A 22,233-nucleotide genomic window follows, 5' to 3' on the forward strand; every position below is an offset into this window, starting at 1 on the left:
TCAATTATTTCGGCAATTGCGGTTGCAGTCTCTCTTCGATGAAAAGTTCATCGATGATGGTCATGACAATCAGCGATAGTGGTAGCGCCAGCATAGCACCAACCGCGCCCCACATCCAAGTCCAGAACAGAATTGCGAGGAACACGACGAAGGGGTTGATTTCCAAGCGTTTTCCCATCACGGCCGGGAAGATCAGGTTTTCCATGACGAGGTGCACGATGAAGAAGGCCGCAGCCGGCATCAGGCCAAATACAAGGCTGTCGTGTGTGATGATGCCGGCGATCGCGACGGCCAGCGTCATCATCGTAATGCCGAGATAGGGGACAAAACTCGACAGGAAGGCGAAGAAACCCCAAAGCACGGGAGCCGACAGGCCGCCCACATACGCGATGATCATCATCGTGATACCAAGGCAGGCGTAGATCAACGATGCCGTCGCAAAGTAGAAGCCGAGCACCTGTTCCACGCCGTTGATCACGCGGATGGCCGCCAGTCGCTGCGGCCGCGAGCGGAATACCATGATGATCGATTTGCGCAGGTTGACCCGCCCGGCCAAGAAAAGCAGCAGCGCGGCAAAAAAGATCAGTGCTTGTACAAGGGCGGGGGTCAGATTGGCGCTGACCAAGTGCAGCACGTTGCCGGTATTCTCCAGGAGTTTGTCGGTCGACATCGGCCCGCTCTGGAAGGTTTCGGGCGTGATGTGCAGCCACTTGATCCGTTCGAGATACGGCATCAGGCGACTGAAGGTCTTTTCGACGAAGGCCGGCCCTTCGTTGACGAGCGTCGCTACCGGCCCGGAAAGTGAATTGGCAACGAGGGCGATGACCAGCGCAACGGCAGTCGACAGGATGACAGCATTGGTAATGCGCGGCACGCCCAGCTTGCTGAGCTTTTCCGCGAGCAGGCCGAGGATCATGCCGACGACGATGGCAAGCGTTACCGGAATGAGGATCAGCGACATCATGTAAATGGCCGCAAAAGCGAGCACGCCGAAGATGCCGATCACGGCCCAGGCCATGCTGATATCAAGGCCGTCCTTTTCGAGGCGGCGGACCGGCGCTTGCGGTGGCAGATCTTCTGTCGCCTGCGTCAGTTTTTCGGCCCAAGCGCTGACATGGCGTTCGCCCATTGCGATCTTGCTTGCCTTCTTGCGGATGCCGTTGGCAATTCCCATGGAAATACGATGCCCCGGAAGCCCAAATGCTTCGCGCAGACAACGCGCGACAGCCGATTGGAGTTCCGTTACGCCATCGCTCGGGCTGCCCCGATCTTGCCGTATCTTCACGGCATCTTGGGCAAAGTTCGGCGGGTAGGCAGGGCCGCTTCCGGACTGCTTCTCAGCGGCGTCGCGGCCCTGTCAGCTGGGTGATGTTGTCGCGGGCAGTCGGTAGATCAGGCGGACAGCGTCAGACCGATACCCCAGGGGTCGTGCAGGAAGGTACCGCCATTGCGCTTCTCGCTCTTGATCTCGAGTTCGTCGAGCTTGGCTACTGCCTTGTCGAGCGAGGCCTTGTCGTTGAAGCGAAGCGTGTAGTCGGAAAGTCCGGTCATGCCGTCGGCGCGGGTTCCGGCGCCGCGACTGTTCCAGATGTTGGCGGCGACGTGGTGGTGATAGTCGCCCGTCGCAAAGAAGCTGGCACCGGGATAACGCGCCATCAGCTTCAGGCCGAGCACATCCCGGTAGAAGGCGTCTGCCTCCGGAATGTCGCCGACCTGCAGGTGGATGTGACCAATTGCAGTGCCGTCAGCCATGCCGTTCCAGGCGTCATCGGGCGCGCTGTTGTAAAGCGCCTGCAAATCAAGTCGATGCGTGGCCATTTCCACTTGGCCGTCCGGGTGGAACTTCCACTCGTCGTGCGGTCGGTCGGCATAGATCTCGATGCCGTTGCCCTCGGGGTCGGAGAGGTAGATTGCCTCGCTGACGAGGTGATCGGATGCGCCTTCCAAGACGACGTTGTGGTGTGCGGCGTGGCGTAGCCAGCGGGCAAGCTCGGTGCGGCTGGGCATCAGGAAGGCCGTATGGAAGAGGCCCGCGGCATTGCGCGGCGCGACGCGGACATCCTTGCCCGTTGTCAGCGTCAGAAGCCGCGTGCCATCGACGCCAAGGACCTCGCCGCTGGCGCTCTTCTCGATGACATCAAGGCCGAGCATGGACTGATAGAAGTTGGAAACCAGCGGCAGGTCGGTGACGACGAGTTGCGACTGGTCGACATAGGCAGGGCGTGTCAGAGCGTAGGACGTTTCGGTAGTCATGCTTGTATCTCCTGCCGTGGATGGGAGAGGCGCACCGGCGGTGGCGACGAGAGCGCCGCCCGTAGCGAAACCAAGGAATTTGCGCCGGTCCATTTGCCTCAGAAGTCCCCCTGGTCGCTGTACTTGGGTTCTATATGGCGGATTCCAATTGTTCACAGAAGTCCTTATTTTGGCGATTCAGCGTTCGACGATTGTTGACGAAAATCCGCGTCCATCTTGATCTTGATCAAAGCGCCTTATTTATCTCCTGAGAGGATGTGCCCGTTAGAAACGACTGTGCTGGAGGGCCTGAATGTATAAGAAAATCATCGTTCCGATCGAAATAGGCGCGTTGGACAGTGGCGAGCGGGCTTTCCGCAAAGCCTCCACGCTCCTTGATACGGGCGGCGAGATCGTTTTGCTCAACGTCGTCGAGGACGTTCCCACTTATGTCGCGATCGATTTGCCCGCCGAAATGATCCAGAACGCGATCGATGATGCCGAGGAAAAGCTTGGCATGTTGATCCGCACCAGCGGCATTCCAGCATCCATCGAAATCGGCCACGGCCGCCCGGCGCACAGCATCCTCGCAGCCGCGGAAGCGCATGGTGCTGATCTCATCATCGTCGCTTCGCATATCCCCGACTTCAGCAACTACTTCATCGGCGCCACCGCCGACCGTGTCGTCAGGCATGCCAAATGCTCTGTGCTGGTCGACAGGCAGCGCTAGGGAGAAATACGGCACAGGACCGATGGAGGAATTTCCATGACTGACACGCAGACCTACGAGACAATCCTACGCGACCGCCAGCGCGAGCTTGAATCACGGCTGACCCGCATCGACGTCGATCTTGGACGCACCAAGGAGCAGGATAGTGACGACCGCGCGACCGAGAGCGAGAACGACGAAGTGCTGGAAGGGCTTGGGCAGGCCGGCCAGGAAGAGCTGCGCGCCATCGGCGCCGCCCTCGATCGGATCGCGAAAGGCACGTATGGCATCTGCGTTCGCTGCGGCGAGCCGATTTCCAAGCAGCGTCTGGGCGCGGTGCCGTACGCCCCTCTTTGCGAGGATTGCATGAGCTGATTTGTCTGCCGCGTCGTCAAGGGATGGCCGTCTTTGGGACTACCTTTTTGCTTCGCGTCTGTATATCTCCGCATTGAAACCGGAAGGCGTCGGAAGCTCACGAAGATTTAACGGCGTGCCATCGCTGTTGTGTTGCCCGGAGACCGTTTCGGTGCGACGATCTGGTGGAGAGGTGAGGGGTTCCCGGCATGGCAGAGTTCAACGGCATCCGCTGGGCTTACGACAAGTACGAACTGATTGCCGACGGCGTCGTCCACGGTGTCGGCTTGGCGTTCGCGCTTATCGGTGCAACCGTTCTGATCTTTTACGCTACGGTCTGGAGTTCCCACGGCGAACTCGCCGCCGCGTGGATCTACAGCGTCGGACTGGTTCTGACGATCGGTATCTCGTTCTCCTACAATGCCTGGCCTGTTTCACGCACGAAGTGGTACCTTCGCCGCCTCGATCATTCGTCGATTTTCATCCTGATTGCCGCCACCTACACTCCTTTCCTGGAGCGCGGCGCCGATAGTCCGCTTCTATTCGGGATGCTGATCGGCATCTGGGTGATTGCGGCGCTTGGCATCCTCCTGAAATGTGCCTTTCCCGGTCGTTTCGACAAGCTTACCATCCTGCTTTATCTCGGGATGGGGTGGAGCGGCATCTTCGTGGCCGGACCGGTGGCCGAGCGTATCCCGTTCGTATCGATGCTGTTGATCATCGTTGGTGGTGTTATCTACTCTCTCGGCGTTATCTTTCACGTCTGGGAAAAGCTGCGCTTCCAGAACGCCATCTGGCACGGTTTCGTGGTGGCCGCGGCGGCCGTGCACTATTCGGCCGTGCTTACCTGCTTCAGCATGGCGAACGCCGGGCTCTGAGCCAATACCAACTGGTTTCCCCTGACAGCGGCGCTTCAATCCCCTCGGGCGGGATGGCTTCGGCCGCACGATTTCGCTGGTTTACAACGCCGATTGCGGGGCGTATGCCGCTTGACGGAACCGAACTGAAACTGGACACGACATGACCGACGCCGTTCTCGTGCGCGACGCCACCGAAGCCGATCTCCCTATCATCCGCGATATCTACAATCACGCCGTCGAGCACACTACGGCGATCTGGAACGAAACGCTGGTTGACCTCGACAACCGCGTCGAGTGGTTCAAGGCGCGCAAGGCAAGAGGCTTTCCGGTCATCGTAGCGGAAAAGGATGGCAAGGTCGCAGGCTATGCCTCCTATGGCGATTGGAGGGCCTTCGACGGCTACCGCCACACGGTCGAGCACTCGGTCTACGTTGACAGGGATTGCCGCGGTGCCGGCATCGGCGAACTGCTGATGCGGGCGCTGATCGAGCGGGCGGCCGGGGCCAACATCCACGTGATGATCGCCGGCATCGAGGCGGAGAATGCTGCCTCCATCAAGCTGCATGAAAAGCTGGGATTCCGCGTTGCCGGAACCTTTTCTGAGGTGGGCACGAAGTTCGGCCGCTGGCTGGATCTGACCTGCATGGAGCTTAGGGTCACGAAGTGAGCCTCATCGTTCTCACTGGCGCTTCCGGATCGGGCAAGACGGCGATCTCCAAGACAATCGCCGACCGGGGTGAGATCGACGTCTACCATTTTGATGACATCGGCGTCCCCCCACTTTCCCGGATGACGGCCGACTACGGCTCGCCGGCGGGCTGGCAGCGGGCCATGACCTTCAAGTGGTTTGAGAGCCTCGCGGAGGCTCAGCACGACGGCCGCAATCAGCTGCTCGAGGGCCAGATGCGCCTTGCTTTTCTCGAAGAGGCGGCGACGGCAACGGGCATTGCCTATTTGCCGCTGCTTATCGATTGCGATGACGAAACACGAACGCATCGCCTGTCGGTCGAGCGCCGGCAGCCGGAGCTTGCCAACGCCGAAATGATGATCTGGGCGACCTTCCTCCGCCGCGAGGCCTTGGCGAAAAAATGCGCAACATTGGATACATCGCGCCTGTCGCTGGATGAAAGCGTCCGCGCGGTCGTCGAACGCTTCTAGGACGGTCAGTGGCGGCGGACCCTCGGACGGCGCCTTATTTTTCCGGCTCGAACACCATCGCATGGCCATTGATGCAGTAGCGCAGGCCGGTCGGCGGCGGGCCGTCGGGAAAAACGTGGCCCAAATGGGCATCGCAGGTGCCGCAGCGGATTTCCGTGCGGACCATTCCGTAGGTCGTGTCGCGATGTTCGGTTACAGCGTCGGGTGAGACCGCTTCGAAATAGCTCGGCCATCCGCAACCAGCATCAAACTTCGTGTCCGAGCGGAACAGCGGTGAATTGCAGCCGACACAGCGGTAGAGGCCGGTTTCGAACGAATCCCAGTAGGGGCCGGTGAAGGCACGCTCGGTGCCATGCTGCCGGGTGATCCGGTATTGCTCGGGCGTCAGCTGTTCCTTCCATTCCGCGTCGGTCTTGTGAACTTTGGCGATTGTCGTATCGGCCATGGCTTGTTCCTTTCGTGCCGGGGGGTACGGCATGGTTTTTTCGCCAGCAATGTGGTGCGGAATGCCGGATGGATCAAGGGGATGCGGATCAGCGTGAGGCGGCACCCGGCCTAGCGAAACGGCAATCCCTTTGTTGTGTTTAAGAAGGCCGGTCGTGCGCGAAGGTGTAAAGCGTCCCGTACCTTCCAGGGTGAAATCGCTTCAACAAATGCCTCGATGACGCTCGAAGCGATGTCTATCGACACGGATGACCGGTTCCCTGTGAGTATCCACCGCTGGCGGTTGCTCCCGAGCGAACAAGACTTGTGACCGCGCTTCTGTTCTCGTACACCTGACAGAACTTCCGGCGTTCGCCGGCTCCACGAAGCATTGCCAGCAGGGGAGGGCACATGGCCGGTGTCACGGCTTTGACATTTGCGGCCTTGTGTCTGCCACTTCTCGGCGCCGTCCTTGCTCCCTTTGCTGTCCGCGTCTTTGGTGCAAACGCCGCCTGGCCATTGGCACTCGTGCCATTGCTTGCCTTTGTGCACTTCGCCAGCCTGCTGCCCGTCATAGCAGGCGGCGAGGTGATAACAGGTGGCTATGCCTGGGTGCCGAGCTTCGACCTCCGCTTTTCCTGGCTGCTCGACGGTCTTTCGCTGACGTTCGCGCTGCTGATTACCGGGATCGGCACGTTGATCGTCCTTTACGCTGGTGGTTACCTCAAGGGGCACCCGGATCAGGGGCGTTTCTTCTCCTTTATCTTCCTGTTCATGGGCGCCATGCTCGGCCTCGTCGTCTCGGACAGCCTGCTGATGCTCTTCATCTTCTGGGAGCTGACGTCGATCACGTCCTTCCTCTTGATCGGCTTCGACCACGAGCGCGAGGCTGCCCGTCGCGCCGCCCTGCAGGCGCTCGTCGTCACCGGCGGCGGCGGCCTCCTGCTGCTGGCAGGCCTGCTCCTGATCTGGAGCACAACAAACGCGACTGATCTCTCGACGCTGCTTCAGTCCGGCGATCTCTTGCGCGCCAATCCATACTATCTGGCGATCCTAATCCTTATCCTCTGCGGCGCTTTCACCAAATCAGCGCAGTTCCCGTTTCACTTCTGGCTGCCGAACGCGATGGAGGCGCCGACGCCAGTCTCGGCCTACCTGCACTCGGCAACAATGGTGAAGGCGGGCGTCTATCTGCTGATGCGGTTCAATCCCGTGATGGGCGGGACACCGGCCTGGGAAACCTTGTTGCCGCTCTTCGGTGGCGTGACGCTGATCGTCGGCACACTGCTTGCAATCCGCCAGACCGACCTCAAGCTGCAACTCGCCTACACGACCGTTTCGTCGCTTGGCCTTCTCGTGCTGCTGACCGGCTTCGGCGCGCCCTATGCCATCGAGGCGGCGGCGCTCTACCTCGTGGCGCATTCCCTCTTCAAGGGTGCGCTGTTCATGGTTGCCGGCATCATCGACCATGAGACCGGCACGCGCGACATCACCAAACTGCGCGGCTTGAGGACGGCGATGCCGCTGACCTTTGCGGCTGCACTTGCCGCGGCGATTTCCATGGGTGGCCTGCCGCCGTTCTTCGGCTTCCTCGCCAAGGAAGAAATCTACGCCGCGCTGGCACATCCGGACCCGCGATCGATCGCCTTTACGCTGGTTGCGGTGGCAGGCAATACGCTGATGTTCGCGGTCGGCTTCGCCGTGGCGCTGAAGCCGTTCCTCGGGCCAGTCCTTGCAACGCCCAAGCACCCGCACGAGGCACCGCCGTTGCTGTGGGTCGGTCCCGTCGTGCTGGCGCTCTTGGGCCTGGTCGGTGCGGTGTTTTCCGCAACGGCGCATCACTACATCTCGTCTCCGACGGCGTCCGCTATTCGTGGATCGTCGAGCGTGATCGAGATTTCTCTGATCCCGCATGTCGGCGTGCCGCTGCTTCTGTCCGCTCTTACGATTGCGCTCGGCACGCTCGTTTATTGGCGGATAGACGAGGCGCGTCTGGCCATGGCGACGATATTGCCCAGGCTCGGCCCGGGACCGGATCGTGGCTTCGACTACTTCATTGTCGGCCTGATCAGATTGTCTGTGCGCGTAACGCGGTTCGTCCAGCCGGGGCGACTTGAACTCTATATCACCTGCACCTTCCTCTGCGTCGCCGCGATCCTGCTCGTTCCACTCTGGCTCTACGGCGAAATGCCGGCGCTGCCGGTCTGGCCGCATCAGGTCCAGATCCACGAATGGGCCATCTTCCTGCTCGCCGTTCTTGGCCTCCTCAGCGTCGTCATTGCGCGTGACCGCCTGACGGCGATCGTCTCGCTCGGCATCCAGGGCTTCTCGGTCGCCATCATCTTCCTGCTGTTCGGCGCGCCGGATCTTTCCTTCACGCAGTTCATGGTGGAGACCCTGTCGGTCGTCATTCTGGCGCTGGTCATGACGCGCCTTCAATTGTCGCCCATCGATCGACGACCGCTTGGTCAGAAGATATTGGATGGCTGCATCGGGATTGCCTGCGGTTCTGGCTTCGCCCTGCTTCTGATGAAAGCCACGCAAGGGCCCTTCAACAATGCGCTGACGGAGTTCTTCAACACTTACTCGAAGACCATCGCGCACGGCGCCAACGTCGTGAACGTCATCATCGTCGATTTTCGCGGCACCGACACGCTCGGCGAGATCGCCGTCGTTGCCATCACAGGCCTCGCGATCCTCGCCCTCATTCGCATCCGCGCGCAGACCGAGCGCAAGCTTGCGGAAAACGATCCCGATGCGCCCGAGGATTTGGGAGTCGAGCGCCCATGAATACGCTGATCTTCCGGACCATCGCTCCGGTGCTGACAGCTCTGATGCTGTTGTTTTCCGTCTTCGTTCTGCTGCGTGGCCACAACGAGCCGGGCGGTGGCTTTATCGGCGGGCTGATTGCGGCCTCTGCACTGGCGATCTTCGGCATTGCCCGCGGCGTCGGTGCCGTGCGCCGCGCCATCATCTTCCATCCGCTGTCGATCGCGGGCACCGGTCTTCTTATGGCGACTTGTGCCGGCCTGCTGTCGATCGTCTTTTCCGTACCGTTCATGACCGGGCTGTGGATCTATCCGGAGATCGCAGGCGTCGAGGTGCCGCTCTCGACCGTCATGCTGTTTGATATCGGTGTCTACCTGGTGGTTGTCGGTGCCATCACCTCGATCGCGTTGGCGCTTGAAGAAAGGGAGGTCGAGTGATGGAGCCGCTGTTTGCGATCCTCGTCGGCCTGTTCTTCGCCGGCGCGATCTATCTGATGCTGTCGAAATTCTCGATCCGCATCATGCTCGGTATCGCCATCCTCGGCAACGCGGTGAACCTGTTGCTGTTTACCGCCGGACGATTGACGCGCGAGGTGCCGCCAATCATCCCGGCAAACCTCGATACGCTCCCCGACGGCGCCGCCAATCCGCTGCCGCAGGCGCTGATCCTGACGGCGATCGTCATTTCGTTTTCCTTCCTCGCCTTCCTGCTGGTGCTGACCTATCGCGCCTATCAGGATATCGGCACCGATAACACCGACGAGATGCGCGTCGCCGAGCCCGTCGATCCACCGCTGCCGCCGATGGGGTATTAGATGGCGGCTCCGGCAAACACGATCACCGATCTCTCGGCTGCGATGGTCACAGCGCCCGTGCCGTTGGCGAACTGGCTCGTCATTGCACCTGTCGCGCTCTGCATCACGCTTGGCGCCGTGCTGCTGATGATGCGCGGCTCGCTGCGGCTGCAGGCGCAGGTCGCCATTCCGGGCCTCGGCGTCCTGGTCTTGCTCGATGCCGCGCTGCTGGCAAAGGTCGTCGCGCATGGTCCGCTGACCATGGTCATGGGACGCTGGCTTCCCCCCTTCGGCATCGCGTTCACCGTCGATCTCTTCGGCGCGCTGATGGCGCTGACCGCTGCCGTCGCGGCGTTTGCGGGCGGTCTCTATGCACTGAAGGACGTTACGGAAAGCGGCCGGCGATACGGTTTCTTCCCCTTCCTGCTGCTTCTGATGGCAGGCGTTTCCGGCGCGTTCCTGACGGGCGACGTCTTCAACCTCTATGTCTGGTTCGAGGTGCTACTCATCTCGTCCTTCGGGATGCTGATTCTCGGCTCGGAGCGCGGGCAGATCGACGGGGCGATGAAATATGCGGTGCTGAACCTGATCGGCACGACGCTGTTCCTGATCGCGGTTGGTATCGTCTACGCGGTCTTCGGCACGCTCAACATGGCCGATATCGCAGGCAAGGTGGAGAGTGTGCGCGACAGGGCGCCGCTGGTGACGCTGGCGGCGCTCGTTTTGCTCGCCTTCGCCATGAAGGCTGCGGCCTTTCCCGTCAATTTCTGGCTGCCGGCCTCCTATCATACGCCGCGCATCGTCGTGTCGGCACTGTTTGCCGGTCTGCTGACCAAGGTCGGTGTCTACGCCCTCATTCGCATCATGGTCATGCTGCTGCCGGTCGAGCGCGAGCAATTGAGCCTGCTGATCGCGGCAACCGGGGCCGCGACCATCGTCGTCGGCGCGCTTGGTGCACTGGCGCAAGACGATATCCGCAAACTGCTCGGCTACGTCGTCATCTCCGGCATCGGAAACATGCTGGTCGGCATAGCGCTCGGCACGCCCGGCGGCCTGTCCGGCGCGATTTTTTACGCGCTGCATTCCATGGTCCTGATGACGGCGCTCTATCTCCAGGCCGGGCAGGCTGCCGCCCTTGCCGGCAGTTTTTCTCTCGCCGGGCTCGGCGGCCTCTACCGTCGCAACAGCGGTTTTGCCGCGATCTCCTTCATTCTCTTCGTGGCCGCGTGCGGATTGCCGCCCTTTTCCGGCTTCTGGCCGAAGGTGATTTTGGTCAGGGCATCGATCGACGTCGGCGCCTGGTGGCTGGCCGCCGCGATCCTCATCGGCGGCTTCCTGCTGACGGTCGTCTTCGGGCGCGTCTTCCTGCTCGCCTACTGGCGGCCGGCAGCCGCCCCACAGGCGGCCGCCTCCATCGGCTGGCGGGCGGGACCGCCGCTCATCATCCTGACCGCCCTTGTCGTCACTTTCGGCATCCTGCCCGAGCAGCTGCTTGATATGGCGCAGGCAGCAGCGACCGGCCTAACGGACCCGACGCCCTATCTTCAGTCAGTCTTCCCGGGCGGACGGATGCCATGATTGCACTGCTGTTGAACGTCCTCTTGGCCATCGCCTGGGCTACCGTCACCGGCAGCGCTTCGCCGCACAATCTCCTGTTCGGTTTCATGGTGGCCGCCTTGTGCCTGTCCGTGGTCCGCGAACCCTATGGCAGCCGGGGATACCTTCGCCGCTCGCGGTCGATCGTGCTCCTCGGCCTGCTGTTTCTGAAGGAATTGGCGCACTCGGCCTTGAAGGTCGCCGTCACGGTGCTGACGCCCAACATGCGGCTGCAGCCCGGCATTTTTGCCTTTCCGCTCACCGTCGACCGCGATTTCGAGATCACGCTTCTCGCCAACATGATTACGCTGACACCGGGTACGCTGTCCGTCGATGTGTCAGACGACCGCAAGACGTTATACGTCCACGCGCTGGACTGCTCCGATCCGGAGGGAACCAAGCACGACATCGCCAACGGTTTTGAGCGGCGGATCCTGGAGGCATTCCGATGATCTCGCCGCTAGCCATCATTTCTGCAGCCGCCGCGATCGCTCTCGTCATCCTCGGCATTGCCTTTCTTTTGGCGGGCTGGCGGGTGGTTGCCGGCCCGACACTGCCCGATCGAATCCTGGCTCTCGACACGCTCTCGGGCACGGCGATCGGCTTCATCGCTGTATTGGCGGTCAAGACCGGCTTCAGCCTCTACATCGACATCGCCATCTCGCTAGGTCTGGTCGGCTTTCTGGCGACGGTCGCCTTTGCGCGTTTCGTGATGTCTCGCGGCACTGTTGCAGAACGGCACAGCGAAAAAACGGCACGTGCCCCGAAAAAGCCCCAAGTAGCAGCCAAACGCAGCCGCGCAAACGGAAGAAAGGGTAGGGCATGATGGACTATGCGGTAGCACTTGCCGTCACATTCCTGCTGCTTGCCGGCTCCTCTTTCGCACTTGTCGCCGCTCTCGGCATCGTGCGCCTGCCTGACCTCTATACGCGGATGCATGCCGCTTCCAAGGCTGGAACGGTCGGTTCCGGCATGCTGCTGGTTGCTGCGGGGATCGCCTCGGGCGAGGTTGCAGTCTTTGCGCGAGCGCTGGCCGGTTTCGTCTTTTTTCTGTTAACGGCACCGGTCGCCGCACATCTTCTGGCGAAGGCAGCACATCAAACAGGGTACCGTCTTGGGCCTCAATCGGTGCGTGATGATCTAGTTGAAAGATGAGAGCGCTTCCGATTCAGTATTTTAAGTTGATTTTTGCACCCTTTTGCAGATTTCTTAATGGTTAATGTTTGGGTCTTGTGCAGACAATTCTTGCGAGTTGGGCATTTTTCGGTAGATATATACGAAATAATAATTGGCGTTTTCGCAAAACGGTGATATTTGGATGTCCAAGTAGAGTTCTGATATTGAATTAGAATCACGTTGCTTATTTCCTCGTTGGCTTTGCATTTCACTGTTTAATTGAGGAAGTAGCCTGCGTGACAACGTACTAATTCGAAATCGGGCAGTATAAGAAACGGGTTTCGGCCTCAGGAATCTAGGGGTGGATTTCAGTTTTTCGAAACAGGTAGCCGTAGCCTGAGTTTTTTGCTGTTGGCTCTACGATGACGGTCTTGGCTGACGAGGCTTGGACCTTTGGAGCATTGAAACAGGAGAAACGTATTATGACGGATACTGCAGCCGGTAGCGGGCCGGAATTGCTGGTGGAGCTTACCGCAGATATTGTTGCCGCCTATGTCAGCAATCATGTGGTCCCAGTTGGCGATCTGGCTAACCTGATCTCGGACGTGCATTCAGCACTGAGCAATACGTCGGCGCCAACACCTGCAACGGCCATTGTCGAAAAGCAGAAGCCGGCGGTATCAGTGCGTAAGTCTGTTCAGGATGAGCAGATCACCTGCCTGGAATGCGGCGGCAACTTCAAGTCGCTGAAGCGTCACCTGATGACCCACCATAGCCTGTCGCCCGAAGAGTACCGCGAAAAGTGGGAACTTCCTGTCGATTACCCGATGGTAGCTCCAGCCTATGCTGAAGCGCGTTCGCGCCTCGCAAAGGAAATGGGTCTCGGCCAGCGCCGCAAGCGCGGCCGCGTCTGATCGTTGCCAAGGATTGATTTGATCCTGTAGAGCCGGGCGGAAGCCCGGCTTTTGTGTTTTTGGGATCGGAATGAATGTGGAAAATAATCCTATTCATTTCCGCCTCTTAAGGAAATTGACGAGGAGGATCAACAGAAAGTTGCAGAGGAGCGCTTTTGTTCGTCCTCATTGCCGTGTAGGATGTATGAATTAATTCCTATTTTGTGGGAGTGTTCATATGCCGATTGCCAATTTCACTTTGCCGGGCGCTTCTGCGCCGTCCTTCCCCGAGGCGATAACAAGTCAAAGCGCTTCCGGTTTCGTTCCCCCTCCCGCAACGGTGCCGGTCCGCATTGTCTGCCGCATCTGCGCCCAGATCACCACCGAGATGGTCATGCTTGCCAGCCATCGCATCCAGATGCGTCGGGATCGCCGCCGCACGCTCTGCCATATCAGGCAGATCGCCATGTATGTTTGCCACGTCGCCCTTCAGATCCCCCTTTGCGAGATCGCGAAAGCCTTCGGACGCGACCGCACGACGGTCGGTCATGCCTGCCACGTGGTCGAGGATCGTCGTGATGATCCGGCGTTCGACGAATTCGTCGCGGTCGTCGAACGGACGATCGTTTCTGTTTTCCGATCGAATGGAGTGTTTGGAAATGAGTGATGCGCATAAGGCCATGGTGAAGCTTTTGAGGTTCCTTGCGCGTGGCGAGGCCCGTGAGCAAGCATGCGAGGGCTCGGCCCTGTCGCTGCATTTGGGCGATGGCGCGCTTCACATCGTGTCTCAATCCCTGTTGGCTGCGGCGGTGTCGGCAGGGCTCGTCAGCCGGACGGACGGTTGGATTTACCTCGCCCCCGCCGCGCGCTCCTATCTTAGGCGGGCCGCGTCCCTGAGGGAGGAAGCCTTCATCGAACAACACGGCGCAATTGACCATGCCGTGGCCGAGGTCAGCGACGGACGGCGGCAGCCAGTACGGATCAACCGGGAGGAATCGCCGCTATCGGGCCTTGCGCGGTTGAAGGAAAAGACCGGCGGGCCCTTCCTGTCGGCGGCAGCACTCGCCGCCGGCGAACGGCTGCTTGCGGATTTTACGCGCGGCCAGTTGCAGCCGCGGGTCACCGCTTCCTGGGAACCGCACCACGCAAGCCGCGCGAAAGGAGAGCGTGGCGGCATGGCCGATCTAACCGACAGTGCAATTGCCGCGCGGGTCGCGGTCAATCGTGCGCTCGAGGCCATGGGACCGGAGCTTGCCGGAGTGGCACTTGATGTCTGCTGCTTCATGAAGGGGTTGGAGACTGTGGAACGAGAGCGTCAGTGGCCGGTGCGCTCCGCCAAGCTGATGCTGCGCACCGCGCTGATGGCGCTCTCACGGCATTACAATCCGCCCACGCCCGCACGTCGGGCCCGCGTGGAGCATTGGGGTGCCGAGGGGTATCGACCCGAACTCTATTCGTGATGGTGCGGCTGGCAGCTAGGCCACCGCGCGCACGCGCGCTTCCTCGCGGATGCGGTTGACCATCGAGCGCAGGCCGTTGGCGCGCTGCGAGGAAAGGTGCTCGACGAGGCCGATCTTCGAGAACACGTCGAAGGCGTCGAGCGCGGCGATCTCGGAGGCGGTTTTGCCGGAGTAGGTCGCCAGCACGATCGCCACCAGTCCACGCACGATATGCGCGTCGGAGTCGCCCTCGAAGGTCATGACGGGATTGTCGGGGTCCCCTTCGGTGTGCGTAACGAGCCAGACCTGGCTGGCGCAGCCCATCACCTTGTTGGCCGACGTCTTCTTGTCGTCTGGCAGGTCGGGAAGCGCCTTTCCGAGCTCGATCACATAGCGATAGCGGTCTTCCCAGTCGTCGAGGAAGGAGAAATCTTCGAGGATCTGCTCGAGGGACGTCATGTATTCTGGCCTTTCGTTATCAGGATTTCATATAGGTGAAACGCGGCCAGATTTGAACCATTAAAAAGAAACGCCGCGAAGGATGGGCATCCTCGCGGCGCAGCAAAAGCTGAAAATAAACAGGGCAGGCACGTCAGGCACGGGACTTTAGGCAGCTTTGCGGATCGCCGGTGCAAGCTTGGTTGCGGGAAATCCCGCGAAATTCTCAGGTGGCCGGGCGCGGTGTCGGCAGCGGAATCGTGCCTGTCGTCACGGTGTCGGAATGGCTTTCATCGGCATCGTCAACCGGCGGGCGGTAAGGCATCGGCTGGTTCAGCGCTGCCGTCCGCTCCTGCACCTGCGCTTCCGCATGGGACGGTGCCAGTGCTGCGACAGGAGCGACCGGCGTATTCGCTGCGACAGCAAGCTTGGCTGTCGTGTCGTCGCCAAAGCGGCTGTCGAGGAGTTCATAGGCAACACGGGCGCCTTCACGGGCCCGGTGACCGAGCGCAGCCATGGTCTCGGCGCCCTTGACGCAGACCTCCGGCTTCTCGCCGCACATGCCGGTCACGTAGTCATAGGCGCCAGTCGCCGCGACAAAGGCGTCGGAAAACTGCAATTTCGGCTGCGAACTGGTCGGGCTTTCGCCGCTGAAGAACGACAAGAGCACGAGCACAAGTCCGAACCAGAATGATCCTTTGATCAGAAACCACATCGTCGTTGCCCATCCTGTTTTCCCGTTCGGTCTTGCTGCCGAATCGGTCCGGTCTTCCGGTGTGCTTTGACCTTAGAGCAGAGTTGCGAATGCCAGTTTTCGAAACTCGTCGGCATTTGCGGCAAATTTAGTTCGAATTTTAATGAACGGGATTTGCACCACATTTCAGTCAAATTGTAGCGACTGTCGTTAAGCATGTGGCAGGCCTTCTCCTGTAATTGCAGGCAAACCTTGCGGCGAAGCTGCCACAAAGGTTAACGATGAGCTGAAATGTCAGCGAAATCCGTCGCTTACCGCCCATTAACCGTAAAATTCAAAGCCGCCTTCAGATGCCCGAAAACGGGACATTTCGCGCTTTTGAGGTGTGGAGGCGGCTTTTCCCTTATCCTTTCCTTAAGCGCCCAAGGCCTATTGTCCGCCTTGGTAAAGAGCCTTTTTGGGGCGGGTATTGCGTGCGTGTAATGAGTAAGATCGCAGAGCGGGCGGCAGCCCTCGTGGACCGGGCGGCTGGAAGCTGGCTCTCCCGGACAGGAGGCGGTGCAGCCGCGCGCCAGCGCGAACTGATGATCCTGCGCCGATTGGCTCTGCTGTCGTCGGCCGCTCTCGTTGCGGCGCCCGTTGGTCTCTCTCTTGTTACCGGCCCCGCCGTCGCACTGCCCGTAGGGGTGGCGGCCGTGTGCGCGGCTTTTCTTTTCTCGGCGGTGGGGAGCATCGCGCTTTCGCGTCAGAGCACGGCGACAGCTGAGGCGGGAGCACCCGTTGCCGAAAACTTCTTCATGGAGGCAATCGCCGGTCTCGCCTTCTTCATGGATCCGCAGGGCAACGTCACCACTGTTGGCGGTCGCGACAAGCGGGAGTACCTCGCTTGGATGCGCGATCCGATCGGCAAGGGCTTCGTCGATCAGATCCATGTCTCCGACCGCATCCTCTTTCTGCAGGCGCTGGACCAACTCCGCCAGGGCGAGGAGGCTGCGACCGTCGACCTGCGCCTCGAACGGCCATCCGTTTCGCGCGACAACAGACAGTTTGCCTACCTGCGTGTCGACCTGACAGCGCGACAGGATAGCGACGGCGTGCTCTTCAGCGTGATTGCCCAGCTTCGCGATGTCTCTTTGGAGCAGCAGTTGCGACAGGACGCGCAGAACCGCGCCGCCGATGCCCGCTCGGCCAACGATGCAAAGTCGCGGTTTCTTGCCGCCGTCAGCCACGAACTGCGCACCCCGCTCAACGCTATCCTCGGCTTCTCCGACATCCTGCTCGGCGAGTATTTCGGCAAGTTCGAGAACGAACGTCAGCGGGAGTATGTCGGCCTTGTGCGGGATTCTGGCGCGCATCTGCTCTCGGTCGTGAACACCATGCTCGACATGAGCAAGATCGAAGCCGGTCGCTACGAACTCTGCCTCGAACCCTTCGACATTGCATCGGTTGTTCGCGCCTGTGAGGCGATGCTGGCGCTGCAGGCGAAAACCAAGGGTGTATCGCTGACGAGCCGCGTGCAGCGCGGTCTCGACGAGGTGATTGCGGACCAGCGCGCGATCCAGCAGATCCTCATCAATCTCGTCGGCAATGCCGTGAAGTTCACCGATGCGGGCGGCGCGATCTCGATCGATGCGTCGATGCGCGACGGCGTTCTGAACCTCTGCGTCAGCGACACCGGCATCGGCATCCCGGGCGACAAGCTGGAAATGCTCGGCCAACCTTTCGTCCAGATCCAGAACGACTATAGCCGGAGATTCGAAGGGACGGGGCTTGGTCTGTCGCTGGTGAAGGGCTTGGTGGCGCTGCATGGCGGCGACTTCGCAATTGCCAGCACGCCGGGCGCCGGCACCATCATCACGATTTCGATTGCAGCGGACGGATCCGGCATTCCGGCTGCGGGTACGGCCCGCAACGATCTTGTCGAGTTCCCGCCGCGACTGAAGGCTGCACCGACGGCGGTCGGTGTTTTGGAAGAGGGGCTTTTCGATGGCCGCGAGCAAGCGAAAATCGCCTAAGGGAAGGCGGGGTCGGCAAAAACGGCCGGGCCTGCTTCTCACCGGGGCGTCCGTCGTTGGCGGATTGGGGTTGCAGGGCGCAAGCGCGCTTGGCGGCGTGATTGGCCGCAACCCATCGGTTGCCGGCGGCACCGCAGCCTTCCTGGTCATCTTCAGTTTCGTTGCCGCCAACGCGCTCTGGTATCAGCCGGGCGCGCACCCGCACCCCTTTCTGCGCACACGCGATCCGCTGTTTCCGAACGTGCTCGGCGCGCGCACGGCCATCGAGGAGCACAGCGGCAACGTCACCACCTTCAAGATTGAACGACAGGACGAGGCCGACGCCACGCAGACAAATGCGACACCGGTAGCCCCTGGTGGTCAGCAGCCGAGCCGGATCGTCATGGATATCCAGAGCGAGTTGGTGCGTCGTGGCCTCTACAACGGCACGCCGGACGGTGTGATCGGTCCGCGCACCAGCGCGGCGATCCTGTTCTTCGAAGAAACCGTCGGCATGCCACAGACGGGCGATGCGACGCCAGAGGTGCTGGCGGCACTCAGGACCGACTTGGTCGGCCCTTCGACGGTGCCGCTGGAGAAGCCGCCCGCGGACGTCACGTCGAAAGCCTCAGCCGAGGATCCGGTCGCCGCTGCCATCCGCAGTGCCGAGAAGACCATCAAAACCGCTCCGACACCGGCAAGGAAAATGGCACAGTCGGCGGAACTGGAGAGCGTCGATCTCGTGCTGAAGATCCAGAAGGGTCTGAGCAACATGGCCTACGCGAACGTCGGGGTCGACGGCGTGCCCGGCGAACAGACCCGCACCGCCATTCGCCACTTCCAGAAGCACTACAACCTGCCTGAGAATGGTGAGCCCAGCGAGGCCGTTCTGAAAAAGCTCAAGGAAATCGGCGCACTCTGACAAGGCGACCGGGCATTGCCGCCTGTCGTTTGTCTGCTATAGCTCGCCGATGAGATTACGCACCGATATTTTCGTCTCCGCGCTTCTGCGCCGGGTTTTCGCCAGGGGCGACTTTGCTGCTGTCGAGGCAAAGGGCGCCGACGAAGCTGGCGCCATTTTCATCCGCCAGCACTTCCGCGACGGTCTCGAGACGCTCTATGGTCCGGCGCCGCAAAGCCTCTTCGACGAGGAAACGAGCGGTGAGCGGCTGTTCGAGCAGCGCTTGATGCGGGCTGAGCCTGATAAGGTCAGGGAAATGCTTGAGCGGGAACGGAAGTTCGACCCGGATCTCTGGATTGTCGAGCTTGAAGCCGAAGACCTCGGAGATATCGTCCCACTCGCCGGCGGGCGCGAGAACCCGCTATAGCCAAAATCAGCGCGTACGGCCGATAACGCGCCGGTCGCGGGCGGGAGGAACCTCGTGGCCCGAGCGGGCCGTTTCTGCCTCGTCCGGCAGGTAGGTATAGCTGTCTGCGCGGCGCCACGCTTCGACGCGGGCATTGCACTCTTCCGGATCGAGTTCGTCCAGCACCATCCACGCCCGCGTTACACTATGCTGAGGTTCAGCGAGGTGCGGATGGAGCTTTTCGAGAACGAAGACAGCGTCGAGGAAATCCATGCCGAGACTGATGAGCGTGGTCGCAAGCTGCTGTCCCGAGATATCGAGCATGATGCGCTCGGCTAGCCAGCGGCTGGCGGAAAGCCCATCGGCAAGCGCCTTGGCGAAGAGCGTTGCCTCCCGATTGCGGGCAAAGCGGACGAGGAGGGCGGCCTGGATTGGGGAAAGGTTCCGCAGCCCGAGGCGATCGCCTTCCGGGCGGGCGACGTGATGGGCGAGCTCCCGGATCCGGTTGCGCATTTCCTCTTCGCTGGCGCGGCGTGCGGCAGCTTCGATATCCTCGAGCGAGGTCGCAGCCGGTGGTTCCGGCGCCATACTTGGCGGCTCGACTTCCAGCGGGGCCGCCAGCCGCTGTTCAGCCTGCCGCAACCCGACCAGAGCATCGATGACCCGCGGGGAAAGAGCCTCTCTGCTGACGATCGCCTTCATGTGCGCGCTGCCCTGCGTGCGCGCAATCGTGATCAGGGTTTCGTCGTCAATCGCCGGCGAGGAGGTGAGGAAAGGCGCGGCGATATCGATCGCCTGGCAGCCCACGAAGAGCGCAACGGCTGCCGGAATCTGCGGGCATTGCGAAAGGGCAGCCACCGCCTGCCGCCGTGCCTCGTCGGAGGAAGCCTGAAACAGCGGCGTGAAGAGTTCGGCGAATTGGCGCAGTTCCGAACGGGTGGGCGGCTGCAAGCCCTCGAAGCTGCTGACTGTCGCCATGAGCACCACGTCCTTCTTCCGGCTGGCGGAGGGGGCCTCTAGGTCTCTGAACCGGTCACGCACAAGAACACACCCTGGAAACGCAAAAAGGGATGTCGCAGGACTGGACGCGGAGGGACGCCCCTTACCCCACATAGGTTATGAACAAATCCTACACGGGCAGGGTTAATGGTTACTGAAGACTTTATTAAAATTGTGCCAGAAGGTGCCACGTCGACCGGCGCGCGGCAGTGGGCTCCATTAGGTTCGATATCTGAGGGAAACTACAACCCTTTATGCCCGCGAAGCGCCGCCAGAAGTCTTTCGGCGCTGTTGTTTCCGGACTGATAGAGGTCCAGCGCCGCGGATGCTGCCAACTGGGCTTCGGCGCTCTTGATGTCGATCCGCTTCTCCAGGCACCAGGCATCAAGTGCATGGCGAAGCACATCCAGGTCCTCGGGGGAAAATGTCGAACCGATAAGCAAAGACATTTCAGCCCCTTCGTTGTTCGCTGTGAATGGAACAGTGCCCAGCCGGCCGGCTCAGATTTGCCGACGATACCACAACCATACCGGTATTGTCGGCGACCGCAATTGATATTTTCGTGACACGAATCCGCCGAAGGAGGTCGAACCGGCCTTGCTGGCACAACCTGCGTTAAGTATATGAATTAATGCTAATATCATTGCGCCGTTGTGGACCGAATCTTCTTGTGCGACGTTTGAAACCAAAACACGGCACAGCGCGTTTATATCGTGTCGTAGAAGAAGCTAATGTTCACGCATGAAATTAACCATCTGTTAACCGTCATATGTCTCAATTCGGAAATGAACACGGCGGTCGAATGCTTCGGTCGTCGAGTTTCACATCACGGTATTTCGAACAGTGCCGTGAGAAAGGCGCGGATGCCTCGGGGCCCGATCGGGCTTTATAGGACGCGCTGGCTCGCATAGGCGGGCAGGGTGAGATTTCGCAGTTCATCCGTCTCGGGCCGTGCATGGAGACGAGAATGGCAATAGTCGTCGCATTGGCGGACCGTCTGTCTCAGACGCGCCGCCGCAAGGGCAGAAAACCAGTCGAGGCGCAGATCCTGCTTTTCACCGGCGTTCGCTACGAGCGCCTGACCGAGAGCTCGAAGCGCGCGTCTGGAGATCGGGTTTCGCGGGTCAAGAAATAGATAGATTGCTTCAGTTCGAGGAGCCGGCATATTCGTCGCAGCCGGCCTCCGCGAGGAAGTTGCGCGCGGCTGCATCGAAGCTAGTCTGGGGCGCCAACGTCCTCAACACCGCATAGCCCTCTGAGCGCGGGCTTTCCACGAGAATGGTCTTTTGCAGATCCGGCGGCAAAGCCTTGCGAAGCTCGGTCAGCTGGATCGGCGTTCCGATCAGAATATCGAGCGCGCCTCCCACCGACGTCCTGTCATTCATGCTGAAGACCTCGTTCGACGCCCCATCATAGAGTGCGATCGACCAGAACGGCACGTTGCCTCTGGCGGTCAGCCGAACCGGTGCCTCCTCGATGTCGAACGAGCAGACGGCGGTGCGGACAAAGGGATCGTCGTTGGAAAGGCCGGCGGCGTCATCGGTGGCGCCAAGCAGGTAGAACTTGTCGAGATCGCCTTCGGAGGCGACGCGGGTCGCCGCATCCTTGCCGGTAAAGTGCGGCAGCGACAGGATGATCACCAGGTGCAGCAGCGCCGCTCCGAAAAGTCCCGCGAGGATGGCGAACAAGATCCTAAGCATTGCCGCACCCGGTCTTCTCTAGCTTCGGCATCGCAAGGTCGATGACACCGGAGCTGCCGGCGGTCGGGGTATCGAACAGGGTCAGGACCAGCTGGAAGGTGCCCGCCGCCGGCAACGCCAGCCAGTTTCCGGGGCGCGCATGCGCTGATATCTCGACCGTAAAGCTGCTGTCGGCCTGCCGCAGCACGGTCCAGGAATTCATCGCGCCCGGAAGCCCAGGTCGCAGCGACGCCGGGTTGCCGCTGTTGTCAGCGGTAAACAGTGTCCAGATGCGGGCGGGTGGCGTCTGCCCGGTGATCCGGTAGCTACAGCCGGCGTTCAGCCGGTCGCCGGCATCGTCGACCTTGGCGGTGAACATCAGGCCTTCGGCATTTCCATAAAGCAGGCGCCCGGCGCGCGCCCGGTGCGACTTCGCGTAAGGGTCGGCGCTTTCGGTTTGCAGTTCGGGAAAAGCCTCCCAGGCGCCGAGCTTGATCGCGCCGAAACCGGCGGTCGCGTTCAGCGCGTAGAGCGAAATCATGATCCCGCCACCAAAGGCGATAATCAGCGTCATCGCTATGAAGAGAGGAAACCGAAACACTATGCGCCCTTGAGAAACAAATCAGTTGAAAGGGTTACCACTGATTCTAGTTATGCGGAATGGCGCAGGCGGCAGGGGGCGGCATATCCCAGCCAAAACGAACAGGCGCGGCTGTTTCGGCAGAGGCTCAGCGATGGCCTGCGGCCAAGCCCGTGTGGCAGATTCCATCAACGGTGATT

Annotated in this window: 28 protein-coding genes; 19 read left to right on the forward strand and 9 right to left on the reverse strand. The window is 60.8% G+C overall.

Annotation, left to right across the window (positions count from 1 at the left end; translation table 11 throughout):
- Window positions 1–4: 4 nt before the first annotated feature.
- Together RGCCGE502_RS05865 and RGCCGE502_RS05875 are read right to left on the reverse strand one after the other, a co-directional pair.
- On the reverse strand, window positions 5–1,174 hold the full coding sequence (locus RGCCGE502_RS05865) for an AI-2E family transporter (RefSeq protein ID WP_016553244.1): 1,170 nt from the start codon (window positions 1,172–1,174) through the stop codon (window positions 5–7).
- A gap of 218 nt (window positions 1,175–1,392) precedes the next feature.
- Window positions 1,393–2,253: a VOC family protein gene (locus RGCCGE502_RS05875; RefSeq protein WP_016553246.1), complete on the reverse strand. Its 861-nt coding sequence runs from the start codon at window positions 2,251–2,253 to the stop codon at window positions 1,393–1,395.
- Window positions 2,254–2,545: 292 nt separating this feature from the next.
- On the opposite strand from RGCCGE502_RS05875, the gene RGCCGE502_RS05880 reads away from it, so the two are divergent.
- The 5 genes from RGCCGE502_RS05880 (at window position 2,546) to RGCCGE502_RS05900 (ending at window position 5,313) form a co-directional block, all read left to right on the forward strand.
- Complete coding sequence (locus RGCCGE502_RS05880) at window positions 2,546–2,962, forward strand: universal stress protein (RefSeq protein WP_016553247.1); 417 nt, start codon at window positions 2,546–2,548, stop codon at window positions 2,960–2,962.
- Window positions 2,963–2,998: 36 nt separating this feature from the next.
- Window positions 2,999–3,316 carry a TraR/DksA family transcriptional regulator gene (locus tag RGCCGE502_RS05885; protein WP_016553248.1) on the forward strand — a complete coding sequence of 106 codons (318 nt, stop codon included), beginning with the start codon at window positions 2,999–3,001 and terminating at the stop codon, window positions 3,314–3,316.
- A 188-nt stretch (window positions 3,317–3,504) separates the two neighbouring features.
- The gene (trhA, locus tag RGCCGE502_RS05890; protein WP_016553249.1) at window positions 3,505–4,173 is read left to right on the forward strand and encodes a PAQR family membrane homeostasis protein TrhA; all 669 of its coding nucleotides are present in this window, start codon (window positions 3,505–3,507) and stop codon (window positions 4,171–4,173) included.
- A 142-nt stretch (window positions 4,174–4,315) separates the two neighbouring features.
- Window positions 4,316–4,822 (forward strand): GNAT family N-acetyltransferase, encoded by a 507-nt coding sequence (locus tag RGCCGE502_RS05895; RefSeq protein WP_016553250.1) that lies wholly within the window; start codon window positions 4,316–4,318, stop codon window positions 4,820–4,822.
- Window positions 4,819–5,313: an ATP-binding protein gene (locus RGCCGE502_RS05900; protein WP_016553251.1), complete on the forward strand. Its 495-nt coding sequence runs from the start codon at window positions 4,819–4,821 to the stop codon at window positions 5,311–5,313. Before RGCCGE502_RS05895 ends, RGCCGE502_RS05900 begins: the two co-directional genes overlap by 4 nt.
- A 34-nt stretch (window positions 5,314–5,347) precedes the next feature.
- Here RGCCGE502_RS05900 and msrB read toward each other — a convergent pair whose 3' ends face one another.
- Window positions 5,348–5,758 (reverse strand): peptide-methionine (R)-S-oxide reductase MsrB, encoded by a 411-nt coding sequence (gene msrB, locus RGCCGE502_RS05905; protein WP_016553252.1) that lies wholly within the window; start codon window positions 5,756–5,758, stop codon window positions 5,348–5,350.
- A 389-nt stretch (window positions 5,759–6,147) separates the two neighbouring features.
- Between msrB and RGCCGE502_RS05910 the strand changes: the two genes are divergently transcribed.
- The 10 genes from RGCCGE502_RS05910 to RGCCGE502_RS05955 all read left to right on the forward strand — a co-directional run bounded on the left by RGCCGE502_RS05910 (window position 6,148) and on the right by RGCCGE502_RS05955 (window position 14,363).
- Complete coding sequence (locus tag RGCCGE502_RS05910; protein WP_016553253.1) at window positions 6,148–8,526, forward strand: putative monovalent cation/H+ antiporter subunit A; 2,379 nt, start codon at window positions 6,148–6,150, stop codon at window positions 8,524–8,526.
- Window positions 8,523–8,942, forward strand: coding sequence for a Na+/H+ antiporter subunit B (locus tag RGCCGE502_RS05915; protein ID WP_016553254.1), 420 nt, complete (start codon window positions 8,523–8,525; stop codon window positions 8,940–8,942). The genes RGCCGE502_RS05910 and RGCCGE502_RS05915 overlap by 4 nt, the downstream gene beginning before the upstream one ends.
- Window positions 8,942–9,319: a Na+/H+ antiporter subunit C gene (locus tag RGCCGE502_RS05920; protein WP_016553255.1), complete on the forward strand. Its 378-nt coding sequence runs from the start codon at window positions 8,942–8,944 to the stop codon at window positions 9,317–9,319. The genes RGCCGE502_RS05915 and RGCCGE502_RS05920 overlap by 1 nt, the downstream gene beginning before the upstream one ends.
- Window positions 9,320–10,876 (forward strand): Na+/H+ antiporter subunit D, encoded by a 1,557-nt coding sequence (locus RGCCGE502_RS05925; protein ID WP_016553256.1) that lies wholly within the window; start codon window positions 9,320–9,322, stop codon window positions 10,874–10,876.
- Window positions 10,873–11,346 carry a Na+/H+ antiporter subunit E gene (locus RGCCGE502_RS05930; RefSeq protein WP_016553257.1) on the forward strand — a complete coding sequence of 158 codons (474 nt, stop codon included), beginning with the start codon at window positions 10,873–10,875 and terminating at the stop codon, window positions 11,344–11,346. The genes RGCCGE502_RS05925 and RGCCGE502_RS05930 overlap by 4 nt, the downstream gene beginning before the upstream one ends.
- Window positions 11,343–11,720, forward strand: coding sequence for a cation:proton antiporter (locus RGCCGE502_RS05935; protein WP_016553258.1), 378 nt, complete (start codon window positions 11,343–11,345; stop codon window positions 11,718–11,720). Before RGCCGE502_RS05930 ends, RGCCGE502_RS05935 begins: the two co-directional genes overlap by 4 nt.
- The gene (mnhG, locus tag RGCCGE502_RS05940; RefSeq protein ID WP_016553259.1) at window positions 11,717–12,049 is read left to right on the forward strand and encodes a monovalent cation/H(+) antiporter subunit G; all 333 of its coding nucleotides are present in this window, start codon (window positions 11,717–11,719) and stop codon (window positions 12,047–12,049) included. Before RGCCGE502_RS05935 ends, mnhG begins: the two co-directional genes overlap by 4 nt.
- Before the next feature lie 443 nt (window positions 12,050–12,492).
- Window positions 12,493–12,924 (forward strand): Ros/MucR family transcriptional regulator, encoded by a 432-nt coding sequence (locus RGCCGE502_RS05945; RefSeq protein ID WP_016553260.1) that lies wholly within the window; start codon window positions 12,493–12,495, stop codon window positions 12,922–12,924.
- Between the two features lie 217 nt (window positions 12,925–13,141).
- The gene (locus RGCCGE502_RS05950) at window positions 13,142–13,570 is read left to right on the forward strand and encodes a helix-turn-helix domain-containing protein (protein ID WP_016553261.1); all 429 of its coding nucleotides are present in this window, start codon (window positions 13,142–13,144) and stop codon (window positions 13,568–13,570) included.
- A complete protein-coding gene (locus RGCCGE502_RS05955) occupies window positions 13,563–14,363 on the forward strand; it encodes a DUF6456 domain-containing protein (protein WP_016553262.1) in 801 nt (266 codons plus the stop codon). The genes RGCCGE502_RS05950 and RGCCGE502_RS05955 overlap by 8 nt, the downstream gene beginning before the upstream one ends.
- 15 nt (window positions 14,364–14,378) lie before the next feature.
- Here the strand turns inward: RGCCGE502_RS05955 and RGCCGE502_RS05960 are convergent, their stop codons facing one another.
- Window positions 14,379–14,801 carry a SufE family protein gene (locus RGCCGE502_RS05960; protein WP_016553263.1) on the reverse strand — a complete coding sequence of 141 codons (423 nt, stop codon included), beginning with the start codon at window positions 14,799–14,801 and terminating at the stop codon, window positions 14,379–14,381.
- Between the two features lie 205 nt (window positions 14,802–15,006).
- Window positions 15,007–15,495 (reverse strand): DUF5330 domain-containing protein, encoded by a 489-nt coding sequence (locus RGCCGE502_RS05965; protein ID WP_016553264.1) that lies wholly within the window; start codon window positions 15,493–15,495, stop codon window positions 15,007–15,009.
- Window positions 15,496–15,956: 461 nt separating this feature from the next.
- Between RGCCGE502_RS05965 and RGCCGE502_RS05970 the strand changes: the two genes are divergently transcribed.
- Genes RGCCGE502_RS05970 through RGCCGE502_RS05980 form a run of 3 tightly spaced genes read left to right on the forward strand, consistent with a single transcriptional unit; the run spans window position 15,957 to window position 18,796 of the window.
- Complete coding sequence (locus RGCCGE502_RS05970; protein WP_016553265.1) at window positions 15,957–17,489, forward strand: sensor histidine kinase; 1,533 nt, start codon at window positions 15,957–15,959, stop codon at window positions 17,487–17,489.
- Window positions 17,461–18,390, forward strand: coding sequence for a peptidoglycan-binding domain-containing protein (locus RGCCGE502_RS05975; protein WP_016553266.1), 930 nt, complete (start codon window positions 17,461–17,463; stop codon window positions 18,388–18,390). Before RGCCGE502_RS05970 ends, RGCCGE502_RS05975 begins: the two co-directional genes overlap by 29 nt.
- Before the next feature lie 49 nt (window positions 18,391–18,439).
- Complete coding sequence (locus RGCCGE502_RS05980) at window positions 18,440–18,796, forward strand: DUF1491 family protein (RefSeq protein ID WP_016553267.1); 357 nt, start codon at window positions 18,440–18,442, stop codon at window positions 18,794–18,796.
- 6 nt (window positions 18,797–18,802) lie between these two features.
- Here the strand turns inward: RGCCGE502_RS05980 and RGCCGE502_RS05985 are convergent, their stop codons facing one another.
- Both RGCCGE502_RS05985 and RGCCGE502_RS05990 read right to left on the reverse strand, forming a co-directional pair.
- Window positions 18,803–19,816 carry a DUF2336 domain-containing protein gene (locus RGCCGE502_RS05985; protein WP_040674052.1) on the reverse strand — a complete coding sequence of 338 codons (1,014 nt, stop codon included), beginning with the start codon at window positions 19,814–19,816 and terminating at the stop codon, window positions 18,803–18,805.
- A gap of 200 nt (window positions 19,817–20,016) precedes the next feature.
- Entirely contained in the window at window positions 20,017–20,223 is a 207-nt protein-coding gene (locus RGCCGE502_RS05990) for a hypothetical protein (RefSeq protein WP_016553269.1), read from the reverse strand.
- A gap of 518 nt (window positions 20,224–20,741) precedes the next feature.
- Between RGCCGE502_RS05990 and RGCCGE502_RS37135 the strand changes: the two genes are divergently transcribed.
- Window positions 20,742–20,909, forward strand: coding sequence for a hypothetical protein (locus tag RGCCGE502_RS37135; protein ID WP_016553270.1), 168 nt, complete (start codon window positions 20,742–20,744; stop codon window positions 20,907–20,909).
- Between the two features lie 10 nt (window positions 20,910–20,919).
- Here RGCCGE502_RS37135 and RGCCGE502_RS05995 read toward each other — a convergent pair whose 3' ends face one another.
- Together RGCCGE502_RS05995 and RGCCGE502_RS06000 are read right to left on the reverse strand one after the other, a co-directional pair.
- Window positions 20,920–21,474, reverse strand: a complete 555-nt coding sequence (locus RGCCGE502_RS05995; protein ID WP_016553271.1) for a DUF1254 domain-containing protein — start codon at window positions 21,472–21,474, stop codon at window positions 20,920–20,922.
- Window positions 21,467–22,054: a DUF1214 domain-containing protein gene (locus RGCCGE502_RS06000; protein WP_016553272.1), complete on the reverse strand. Its 588-nt coding sequence runs from the start codon at window positions 22,052–22,054 to the stop codon at window positions 21,467–21,469. The genes RGCCGE502_RS05995 and RGCCGE502_RS06000 overlap by 8 nt, the downstream gene beginning before the upstream one ends.
- Window positions 22,055–22,233 lie beyond the last annotated feature (179 nt).

This window comes from Rhizobium grahamii CCGE 502, from assembly GCF_000298315.2.
In the GTDB taxonomy this organism is placed as follows: Bacteria; Pseudomonadota; Alphaproteobacteria; order Rhizobiales; family Rhizobiaceae; genus Rhizobium; species Rhizobium grahamii.

Bases quoted from the DNA above. Each gene is read 5' to 3' on its own strand.
- RGCCGE502_RS05865 (WP_016553244.1), bottom strand. From the start codon at position 1,174: ATGGGAATTGCCAACGGCATCCGCAAGAAGGCAAGCAAGATCGCAATG.
- RGCCGE502_RS05875 (WP_016553246.1), bottom strand. From the start codon at position 2,253: ATGACTACCGAAACGTCCTACGCTCTGACACGCCCTGCCTATGTCGAC.
- RGCCGE502_RS05880 (WP_016553247.1), top strand. From the start codon at position 2,546: ATGTATAAGAAAATCATCGTTCCGATCGAAATAGGCGCGTTGGACAGT.
- RGCCGE502_RS05885 (WP_016553248.1), top strand. From the start codon at position 2,999: ATGACTGACACGCAGACCTACGAGACAATCCTACGCGACCGCCAGCGC.
- trhA (WP_016553249.1), top strand. From the start codon at position 3,505: ATGGCAGAGTTCAACGGCATCCGCTGGGCTTACGACAAGTACGAACTG.
- RGCCGE502_RS05895 (WP_016553250.1), top strand. From the start codon at position 4,316: ATGACCGACGCCGTTCTCGTGCGCGACGCCACCGAAGCCGATCTCCCT.
- msrB (WP_016553252.1), bottom strand. From the start codon at position 5,758: ATGGCCGATACGACAATCGCCAAAGTTCACAAGACCGACGCGGAATGG.
- RGCCGE502_RS05910 (WP_016553253.1), top strand. From the start codon at position 6,148: ATGGCCGGTGTCACGGCTTTGACATTTGCGGCCTTGTGTCTGCCACTT.
- RGCCGE502_RS05915 (WP_016553254.1), top strand. From the start codon at position 8,523: ATGAATACGCTGATCTTCCGGACCATCGCTCCGGTGCTGACAGCTCTG.
- RGCCGE502_RS05920 (WP_016553255.1), top strand. From the start codon at position 8,942: ATGGAGCCGCTGTTTGCGATCCTCGTCGGCCTGTTCTTCGCCGGCGCG.
- RGCCGE502_RS05925 (WP_016553256.1), top strand. From the start codon at position 9,320: ATGGCGGCTCCGGCAAACACGATCACCGATCTCTCGGCTGCGATGGTC.
- RGCCGE502_RS05930 (WP_016553257.1), top strand. From the start codon at position 10,873: ATGATTGCACTGCTGTTGAACGTCCTCTTGGCCATCGCCTGGGCTACC.
- RGCCGE502_RS05935 (WP_016553258.1), top strand. From the start codon at position 11,343: ATGATCTCGCCGCTAGCCATCATTTCTGCAGCCGCCGCGATCGCTCTC.
- mnhG (WP_016553259.1), top strand. From the start codon at position 11,717: ATGATGGACTATGCGGTAGCACTTGCCGTCACATTCCTGCTGCTTGCC.
- RGCCGE502_RS05945 (WP_016553260.1), top strand. From the start codon at position 12,493: ATGACGGATACTGCAGCCGGTAGCGGGCCGGAATTGCTGGTGGAGCTT.
- RGCCGE502_RS05950 (WP_016553261.1), top strand. From the start codon at position 13,142: ATGCCGATTGCCAATTTCACTTTGCCGGGCGCTTCTGCGCCGTCCTTC.
- RGCCGE502_RS05955 (WP_016553262.1), top strand. From the start codon at position 13,563: ATGAGTGATGCGCATAAGGCCATGGTGAAGCTTTTGAGGTTCCTTGCG.
- RGCCGE502_RS05960 (WP_016553263.1), bottom strand. From the start codon at position 14,801: ATGACGTCCCTCGAGCAGATCCTCGAAGATTTCTCCTTCCTCGACGAC.
- RGCCGE502_RS05965 (WP_016553264.1), bottom strand. From the start codon at position 15,495: ATGTGGTTTCTGATCAAAGGATCATTCTGGTTCGGACTTGTGCTCGTG.
- RGCCGE502_RS05970 (WP_016553265.1), top strand. From the start codon at position 15,957: ATGAGTAAGATCGCAGAGCGGGCGGCAGCCCTCGTGGACCGGGCGGCT.
- RGCCGE502_RS05975 (WP_016553266.1), top strand. From the start codon at position 17,461: ATGGCCGCGAGCAAGCGAAAATCGCCTAAGGGAAGGCGGGGTCGGCAA.
- RGCCGE502_RS05980 (WP_016553267.1), top strand. From the start codon at position 18,440: ATGAGATTACGCACCGATATTTTCGTCTCCGCGCTTCTGCGCCGGGTT.
- RGCCGE502_RS05990 (WP_016553269.1), bottom strand. From the start codon at position 20,223: ATGTCTTTGCTTATCGGTTCGACATTTTCCCCCGAGGACCTGGATGTG.
- RGCCGE502_RS37135 (WP_016553270.1), top strand. From the start codon at position 20,742: ATGGCAATAGTCGTCGCATTGGCGGACCGTCTGTCTCAGACGCGCCGC.
- RGCCGE502_RS05995 (WP_016553271.1), bottom strand. From the start codon at position 21,474: ATGCTTAGGATCTTGTTCGCCATCCTCGCGGGACTTTTCGGAGCGGCG.